The following is an 8,380-nucleotide window of genomic DNA, read 5'->3' on the forward strand; positions in this document are numbered from 1 at the left end:
CGTCCAGCCCAACCAGACCCGCACCGCGTGGCCTGAGGTTCTGGTTGCCATCGCCCCCCGCCGCAGGCAATCCCCTGCGCCAGCACAGAAAACCCGCCAGCGCGCACCGCGCCAGCAGGTTATCTACGATGATTTTGGCGAACCGCTGCGCGTTGTCTGGGTCGACAACTAGGAGGCTCCAGCCTCAGCCCCTCACCAAAGCACTCTCTGGCAGTTGCCTGTAGCAAGTAGCAGTTAGTCCCCTAGCCCCTAGCCCCTAGCCCCTAGCCCCTAGCCCCTAGCCCCTTAGAGTGTGTCTTACTCGGCTTCAGCCCCGTCGACATCCACCGGTGCATCCTTGGGTCCGCGACGGAACAGTATGTAACCATCCAGAAAAGCTTCCAGCACTTCGTCGCTGCATTCCTTGTAGTTCTTGTGACCCAGTTTGCGGAAATAACCCGACAGCTCAGCCTTGTTGACACTGTGCTCGGTGAGCGCGAAGATCGCGAACAGATCCGCTTCTTTCAGGTCCAGGGCAATACGCAGTTTTTTCAGTACATCGTTGTTCGTCATCGTCAATCCGGTCAGTCAATATCGATAAAGAGCCGCTAAAACGGCACAGTTACTCAGGCGCCCTACTCTACAGCAAAACTGTCCGTACTAACGCCTGTGTCGCAAAGATAATCAATGCCGCAGCAGTCCCATAGCAGCCAACAAAAAAAAGCCCGGCGGGAGTCGAAACTCCAGCCGGGCCCAAAGGGATTGACAGTATAGAAACGGTAAAGCGGGGAAAAGCCTAAAACGTCATTTCAGGAACATGATCAGGCACTATCAGCTTGCCAGCGGTTTTGGCAACGATTTCCTCAACCGATACGCCGGGGGCACGTTCGCGCAGGATGAAGGCGCCATCTTCGATCTCAAGCCAGGCCAGATCCGTCAGCACTTTCTTGATGCAACCGGCACCGGTCAGCGGCAGCGTGCAGCTGTCCAGCAGTTTGGATTCGCCGTGCTTGGAAGCATGGGTCATGGTTACAATTATGTTGTCAGCACCGGCCACCAGATCCATGGCGCCGCCCATGCCCTTGATCAGTTTGCCAGGAATCATCCAGGACGCGATATTGCCCTGCACATCCACCTCGAAAGCACCCAGTACGGTCAGGTCAACATGGCCACCGCGGATCATGGCGAAGGATTCAGCCGACGAAAAAATAGACGCACCGGGAATCGCGGTTACTGTCTGCTTGCCGGCATTGATCATGTCCGCATCCAGCTCAGCTTCGGTGGGGAAAGCGCCCATGCCCAGCAGGCCATTTTCGGACTGCAGCATCACTTCCATGCCTTCGGGTACATAGTTGGCCACCAGGGTCGGAATACCGATGCCCAGATTCACATAGAAGCCATCTTGAAGTTCGCGCGCTACGCGCATTGCAATCTGTTCGCGGGAAAGTGCCATTGTTCTGCCTCTTGCGCTGGAGCCACCCGCCTGGGGCCTGGGGCTCACTGAATTTGTTATTGATGAAAGCCGGGGGCGCTTACGCCTGACGCAGGGTGCGCTGCTCGATCCGCTTCTCAAAGGTACCCTTGATTACGCGCTGAACGTAGATGCCCGGCGTGTGTATCTGGCTCGGCTCAAGTTCGCCCGGTTCAACAATTTCTTCCACTTCCACCACCGTAATCTTGCCGGCAGTCGCCGCCATGGGGTTGAAGTTCTGCGCGGTGTGACGGTACATGACGTTGCCGTAGCGATCGGCTTTCCACCCTTTGACGATGGCGAAATCACCGGTAACCGATTCTTCCATGATGTAGGAACGACCATTGAACTCGCGTACTTCCTTGCCTTCGGCAACAGGTGTACCAAAGCCCGTGGCGGTAAAGAATGCCGGGATACCGGCACCGCCTGCACGCATTTTCTCGGCCAGGGTCCCCTGGGGCGTCAGTTCGACCTCCAGTTCACCGGCCAGCAGCTGCTTTTCGAACAGAGCGTTTTCACCCACATAGGACGAGATCATCTTGCGGATCTGGCGGTCTTCCAGCAGTACACCAAGACCAAAACCATCCACGCCGCAGTTGTTCGACACAATGGTCAGATCCTTTACGCCCATCTGCTTGATGCGCGCAATCAGGTTTTCCGGAATACCGCACAGGCCAAATCCACCGGCAATCACGGTCATTCCGCTTTCGAGGCCAGCCAGTGCCTCTTCATAGGTATTTACAACTTTATCGAAACCGGCCATCTCGCCACTCCTGATTATTGTTAGCCACTGTGCCTCACTTGCTAGCCAGTGTGCCGCAACTCAATATATTTATTAAGTTTGATTTTTTTATTTATTCATTTACCTTGTAAAACAACAAACAGCTACCCTGATACCAAAACATGACCATCAAGCAATTGCGCGCCTTTATTGCCGTCGCCCGCACCCTCAGTTTTGCCGAGGCCAGCGTTCGGGTTCACCTGTCACAACCGGCCCTGAGCCTGGCAATCAAGAAACTGGAAGAGTCCCTGGGCGGCCGTCTGTTCAACCGTACCACCCGCACCATAGCGCTGACGCCCGAGGGCGACGTGCTCTTGCCCATCGCTGAACGCTTGATGGCCGAATGGGACAGTGTAGAAGAAGAACTGCACCAGCGTTTTGCCCTGCAGCTCGGCAAGATCGCCATTGCCGCCATGCCCTCCTTTGCCAGCTCACTACTGCCCCAGGCGCTGCTGCGCTATCGCGAGCTCTATCCGCGCATCAATATCGAAGTACATGATGTCATCGCCGAGCAGGTTGTGGACATGGTGCGCCAGAATCGGGTCGAGGTGGGTGTGACTTTCGACCCAGGCGCCAGCGACGATATGCTGTTTCGCCCGCTCTTTAGCGATGAGTTCATTGCCGTCCTGCCCCCCGGCCACCCGGACTCAGATATAAATCCCCTGTCCTGGAAGCAACTGCTGCAACACGACTTCATCACGCTGCAACGCCCCTCCAGTCTGCGAATCCTGATGGAAAGCCAGTTGGCTAAGCAGGGCTTGGCACCGCGCGTGGCCTTTGAAGCCCACCAGCTCGTGACCGTAGGTCGCATGGTTGCAACAGGCCTTGGCGTCAGTGCCGTACCGGCCCTGTGCCGCCAGCAGATGCAGGAGCTCGGTGCCCGCTGCGTTTCCCTGGCGGAACCGTCCATTTCGCGCCGTGTAGGTATCCTGACCCGCAGCAACCACCAGCTATCCGTTGCGGCGCGGGCGCTGATTGACGTATTGAACGAGACCTTCAAGAAATATTAACCCGGCGGGTTAATACATGAAGCAGGGATGCTTCATCATTGGCCGCAGGCCAATGCGAACGCCAGAAAAACCAGCAAGTCCATGCACTTGCGCTAGTTTTTCTGTCGTGACGGACAAATAGGGAGGGAACCTATTTGTCCACCGGGTTAATAGCAGCGCTGCCCAACCTAAAACGCAGCAACTGCGGGAAGATCTGGAAAACATAAATGGTGCCGCAGAGAGGGATCGAACCTCCGGCTTGCTGATTACGAATCAGCTACTCTACCGACTGAGTTACTGCGGCCTGAACCCTAAAAATCGACCTTTGATTTATTAACTAGCCTGCCAAGGCGTCAGAGTGCACTCATCCGAAAACGGTAATCCTCGTAGCTGAGGATTACGCCCTTGGGAATAATCTCTTCCAGTCGTAGCTGCGGTGTAATGTTCTGGCCTTCGCGCATCATGCGCTCACCAATCTTGACTCGGCGCGATGCGGGGTCTTTTGAATAGATGTGCACACTAAACGCAATCTCCGGCAGGCTGCGCTGTACATCCACCGGCAACTGACGCCGGTATGGCATCCCCGCATAGGGGTCTATAGTGCTCTGCTTGTTCTCGCCTACACCCACACCGGACTGGTTCTGCCCTGTGCGGTTTGTATACGCAGGCTCACGGTCAACGTCCAGACGGACGGCGTCAAAACGCACAGCTTCGGTGCTAGGCCGCGGACTGACCACAGGCGCAGGCTCCTGCAACTGGATGCGCACCCCCTTAAGGTCATCGTTGCCGATGGCCGCAACTATCATTTCGGCGACCCCCGTAGGCATTTCAGCTGCAGGCGCAGCTTGGGTGGCGCCTGTGCCACCGGAATCCTGCGTCCCAACCAAGGCAGCAGACCGCACAGGCGTCGCTGCGGCTTTGGATGCAGCCCCTACCCTAGCGCTGTCTGTTCGGTCCAGAGTCCACCAGCCCAGCACGGCTACACCCACTACCAGCGCCACGGCCAGCGGCAAGCGACCCGAATTCCGTGGTGGAGGCTTGCGCACAGCGAACGCCTGGGCCGACTGCGCCTCGGACGGAGCATCCTGCTTGCGCTGGCCTTCAGACTGTTTCAGGGCATCCAGGATATAGGACATGGCTAGGCTCTGTAGACGTTTGAGGATATGCCCTGCCGGGCCTGTTTTCGCTCAAGGCAAGGCGCGAGTTGCGCGGTTTGGTTGTTCCAAATAAGCGACGAGCAACGCCGTATTGTGCGAAAACAGCCCCGGCCCGTCAGGGTTGCATTCGCAAACATCAACAGAGCCTAACGCTCCCGCCTGGATGCAAGCAAGGGAAGATCATTGCGGGTATGGGTATTTAGATGAATAGCGGTGATGGGCCCCACCACCGCATCGACGCTAAGGCCCTGTCGCATCTGAAACAGCCCCACCTGCTCGACCAGTTTTGCGTCATAACGATCACCGGCCTCCAGCTGAACAGCGCCATTGATAAGCGCCATTTGCTGACTCAGCCACTCCACACTGGCGCCCCGAGCTCCGGGCCAAATAGGTGCGCTGTATTGCGCCGGCACACGCCACAGCAGGGTATAGCTACCAGGCCAGCGCCGCTCAAGTTCATCATAGGGCACATCCATCAAAGCCCCTCCTACCGTCAGGCGCGCTGCTTCGTCATTCAGTTCCAGCAAGGTCGCGTGCACCAGCCCTGCATCGGTTTTTAGGCTAACCACCGCAGGGCGATTAAGTTGCTGCAACGAAATCAAATCGCCACCTGTCACCAGGCACCCCAGCCCCTGGGTCTCGGCAAAGCGACAAACCACCGGATTTTGGCGCGGGTCGTATTCCAGTTTCCAGGCGGCAAAGAGCGCCCGATAGGCCTGCACCAATGCCAGGTCCTTGTCCGGCTGGGCCTGCCAGCGAAAGCCCTGTGCCGAGACTCGATCCGGCGCTCTACCCTGCGCCTCTAAAGCAGACGGCACAGCAAGTGCTGCAACGGGCGGCGCATTTTGTGAAGTCGGAGTATAAAGCTGTGATGTCACGGAGTCGGCAGCTACGGTTGCCATTGCCGATGACTTGGGCTGTGCTCTGGGCACACCGGCCGCCGAAACAGTCGCGGTCGCGGCACTCTGCTCGGCCACAGTCGTCTCACCGGGAGGCACATCAAACAGACTGAAGCTCGACAACCGCTCCAGCGATGGCATCTCGAACGCGGGTACCCTGGCGCCATCGGCGACCCAGGCCGCCGCCGCAAAGCCCACCAGCCAGGCGGCCAGCACGGCGGCCACCGCCAACGCCAGCAACCAGCGCCAGCTGTCTTTAGGCGACAGTCGCAGTGCCGCCTCATCACCGAAGACCTCGCGGGATGCCTTGATCAGGGTCGCAACTTCAACATGATTGTCCCGCTGCACAAAGCTGCCGAGCAAGGCCCGGTCGCAGAGAATATTCACGACCCGCGGTATGCCGCCAGACAGCCGATACAGACGTTTGAGCGTTGAGACCGGAAAGATCGGCCGATTCAGACCCGCCACCGCCAGGCGATGCACGATATAGGCTTCCAGATCTTTCAGCGACAGCGCGCCCAGGTGATAGCGGGCCGTAATGCGCTGCGACAACTGGCGCAGCTCCGGGCGGGCCAGTAGCTCCAGCAGCTCCGGCTGGCCCACCAGCACAATCTGCAACAGCTTGCATTCGTTGGTCTCAAGGTTGGTGAGCAAGCGAACCTGTTCCAGCAGCGTAACACCCAGGTTTTGCGCCTCATCGATAATCAGTACGGTACTGCGCCCCCTGGCATGAGCATCAAGCAGATGGCGATTAATCAGATCGATATAGGTTTTGCTGCGTACCTGATCGCCCGGCGGATAGGCGATAGCCAGCTCATCACAGAGCGCCGACAGCAACTCCTCGACGCTGGCCTTGGGGTTCAAAATCATCGCGACATCGGTATTGTCCGGCATCTGCTCCAGCAGGCACCGACATACAGTGGTTTTACCGGTACCAACCTCTCCTGTGAGTAGAACAAAGCCGCCATTACTGCCGATACCGTACAACAGATGGGCCAGCGCTTCCTGATATTGCTCACTGAGAAAAAGATAACGGGGGTTGGGCGCTATCGAGAACGGCGACTCACTCAAACCAAAATAGTTGTTGTACATCAGCATTGCCATCCAGGCCCGACATGGAGTAACTATACATGGTGCCTGTGCTTTTTACCGGCTGCCCCGATGCAAAATTACCGCCGTAAAATCAGGCGGAACAGACGTCAGAGATTAACTCCCTGCGTGAAAGGCGCGCATTTAAACTTTGAAAATAATGCATCAATTTCCAGTTATACCTAAGAGGCAGCTTCTATACTTGTTTCAAAATCGATACACAATTACATTAAATCTCCCATTAAAATTCACTTACGCTGTAAAAATAATGAGCCTTTCAACCGCCGCAGAGAATCAGGGACCGCATCTGGAATCAACGGGCAGGGTCGCCCGCACCGCACTGTTTCTGGACATTTGCGAGCAGAATCGTGCCTCCAGCCTGAATCTCAACCTGCATGGCTGGACGCTAGAGCACGTGACCACGATAGACGCTGCCCGTGATTCCCTGCGCAAGCATGATTACTGCGTCGGCCTGGTAATGCTTGACTGGCCCTCGATTCAGGATCGGGATGAAATCGAAGATTTTTTTCACCAGGATCAACACACCAACTGGATCGCTCTGACGACGCCGGAAGTCATGCGCGATCACGCTTTCAGACGCATGCTGTTTGAAAACTTCTACGATTACTTCACCCTGCCACTAAATGAAAACCAGAGCTACCTGCAGGCCACACTGGGTCATGCCTATGGCATAAGCCGGCTGCGCAAGCTGGAAGACAAGCAACTATCGCTGCTGGATGAGTTTCACATGGTGGGGGCAAGCCCCGCCATCATGGAAATATTCAAGCAAATCCGCAAAGTCGCCACGGCCGAGGCCCCGGTGCTGATTAACGGTGAGAGCGGCACCGGCAAGGAGCTCATTGCCCGCGCTATTCACCAACGCTCAGCACGCCACAAGGGTCCCTTTATCGCCGTAAACTGTGGTTCACTACCTGATACGCTGGTGCACTCGGAGTTGTTTGGCTATGAAAAGGATGCCTTTGCAGGCGCCTACAAACGCAAGATTGGCCGTCTTGAAGCCGCCGCCGGCGGCACCCTTTTTCTGGACGAAATAGGCGATCTGCCGCTCGACACCCAGGCACAACTGCTGCGTTTCCTGCAGGAACAAACGCTGGAACGCCTGGGCAGTAACGACAGCATCCGCGTCAACGCCCGGCTGATCGGCGCCACCCATATTGATCTGGAACAGGCCGTTGAGGTAAGCGACTTTCGTGAGGATCTCTTCTATCGGCTAAATGTGCTCACTATTAAGGTGCCACCGCTGCGTGAGCGCGATGGTGATATCGAATTGCTGGCACGTTATTTCTTCCAGAAATTTCGCAATGAACAGGGCTGCCATGTACGCGGTTTTAGCCAGCAGGCGCTGTCCGCCCTCAACGCCTATGCATGGCCCGGCAATGTGCGCGAACTGATCAACCGTATCCGTCGTGCCATGGTTATGAGCGATAACCGTCTGGTGACTCCGACGGACCTGGGACTGGACGACAGTGTCTGCAGCAGTGGCCAGCAAATCACCTTGCAAGACGCGCGTAACCGCGCAGAAATGCAGGCTATTCGGCAAAACCTGGAACTGAGCAACAACAACGTGTCAAAGGCGGCCCGCATGCTCGGTGTGTCCCGCGTCACGCTCTATCGCCTGATGGAAAAGTACAAGATGCGTTAAGGGTGTAGCATTGCTTTATAGCGCTGTGAAACCATCACCTGGAAGCGGTAAGTATTACGGCCAATGAGCGCTCAAACCAAAAACCACCGGACCTAGGAGGCTGTCCGACAATACTCAACCTACTGCGAGCCACCTGAGTTTGGCTGTTTTTTGTGCTGTTTTGCGTTAAATAGAACCACTATTCGCCTTAAAACACCGCAAAAACCCGCTCAAATCAGTCGGCTCTCGCTACGGCCAGCATTCTAGGACAGCCTCCTGGTATTTCAGTTTTTCACAAGCTCACCCTATCTAGAACATTCTTTTATAAAACAAATAATTAGATTATTGGCGTGAAATGTGCCGAATTTTCACA

7 protein-coding genes and 1 tRNA gene are annotated in these 8,380 nt (G+C 56.3%); 2 read left to right on the forward strand and 6 right to left on the reverse strand.

Going from position 1 to position 8,380, the window contains the following annotated elements:
- Positions 1-297 precede the first annotated feature (297 nt).
- The 3 genes from MPRO_RS01060 to MPRO_RS01070 form a co-directional block, all read right to left on the reverse strand.
- A complete protein-coding gene (locus tag MPRO_RS01060; protein WP_067286003.1) occupies positions 298-552 on the reverse strand; it encodes a DUF1456 family protein in 255 nt (84 codons plus the stop codon).
- A gap of 223 nt (positions 553-775) precedes the next feature.
- Positions 776-1,432: a CoA transferase subunit B gene (locus tag MPRO_RS01065; protein ID WP_067286005.1), complete on the reverse strand. Its 657-nt coding sequence runs from the start codon at positions 1,430-1,432 to the stop codon at positions 776-778.
- A 79-nt stretch (positions 1,433-1,511) separates the two neighbouring features.
- The gene (locus MPRO_RS01070; protein WP_067286006.1) at positions 1,512-2,213 is read right to left on the reverse strand and encodes a CoA transferase subunit A; all 702 of its coding nucleotides are present in this window, start codon (positions 2,211-2,213) and stop codon (positions 1,512-1,514) included.
- A gap of 140 nt (positions 2,214-2,353) precedes the next feature.
- Between MPRO_RS01070 and MPRO_RS01075 the strand changes: the two genes are divergently transcribed.
- The gene (locus MPRO_RS01075; RefSeq protein ID WP_067286008.1) at positions 2,354-3,241 is read left to right on the forward strand and encodes a LysR family transcriptional regulator; all 888 of its coding nucleotides are present in this window, start codon (positions 2,354-2,356) and stop codon (positions 3,239-3,241) included.
- A gap of 207 nt (positions 3,242-3,448) precedes the next feature.
- Here MPRO_RS01075 and MPRO_RS01080 read toward each other — a convergent pair.
- The 3 genes from MPRO_RS01080 to MPRO_RS01090 form a co-directional block, all read right to left on the reverse strand.
- Positions 3,449-3,524, reverse strand: a tRNA-Thr gene (locus MPRO_RS01080).
- A gap of 49 nt (positions 3,525-3,573) precedes the next feature.
- Positions 3,574-4,356: a general secretion pathway protein GspB gene (locus MPRO_RS01085; protein WP_067286010.1), complete on the reverse strand. Its 783-nt coding sequence runs from the start codon at positions 4,354-4,356 to the stop codon at positions 3,574-3,576.
- Positions 4,357-4,523: 167 nt separating this feature from the next.
- Positions 4,524-6,368 carry an ExeA family protein gene (locus MPRO_RS01090; RefSeq protein ID WP_082708381.1) on the reverse strand — a complete coding sequence of 615 codons (1,845 nt, stop codon included), beginning with the start codon at positions 6,366-6,368 and terminating at the stop codon, positions 4,524-4,526.
- A gap of 265 nt (positions 6,369-6,633) precedes the next feature.
- Here MPRO_RS01090 and MPRO_RS01095 point away from each other — a divergent pair, with 265 nt between their 5' ends.
- Positions 6,634-8,028, forward strand: a complete 1,395-nt coding sequence (locus tag MPRO_RS01095) for a sigma-54 dependent transcriptional regulator (protein ID WP_245635001.1) — start codon at positions 6,634-6,636, stop codon at positions 8,026-8,028.
- The last annotated feature ends 352 nt before the right edge of the window (positions 8,029-8,380 follow it).

It is taken from the genome of Marinobacterium profundum (assembly GCF_001528745.1).
GTDB lineage: Bacteria > Pseudomonadota > Gammaproteobacteria > Pseudomonadales > Balneatricaceae > Marinobacterium_A > Marinobacterium_A profundum.